We start from the raw sequence: 235 nt of genomic DNA on the forward strand, positions 1-235 counted from the left end.
CTACCCGCAGGCCACCGCCATCACGGACACCAGTACGCACCGCAGAAATGGCACTACCGTCGAGGGGAAGCGTTGACACATCGGTATTGAGCTGGCTTTCATCAAGATCAATGACGAGTCGCGCCGGATTCTCCAATGAAAACACGCTCGCCTCTGCCGCCGCCGTTAGATCAAACACTAGACGGGCATGGTCAGGCGCAGCCCAAAGCCGCATGCTCTCCACAGCGGCCGCCTG

General features: G+C 60.0%; 1 protein-coding gene. It reads right to left on the minus strand.

Annotation, left to right across the window (positions count from 1 at the left end; all coding sequences use genetic code 11):
- Positions 1 to 214: AMIN domain-containing protein (locus tag SB749_RS20955; protein WP_410712016.1), on the minus strand; the 214-nt coding region annotated here is incomplete at its 3' end.
- Positions 215 to 235: the final 21 nt, after the last annotated feature.

Source organism: Brevibacterium sp. SIMBA_078, from assembly GCF_046534565.1.
Classification (GTDB): Bacteria; Actinomycetota; Actinomycetes; order Actinomycetales; family Brevibacteriaceae; genus Brevibacterium.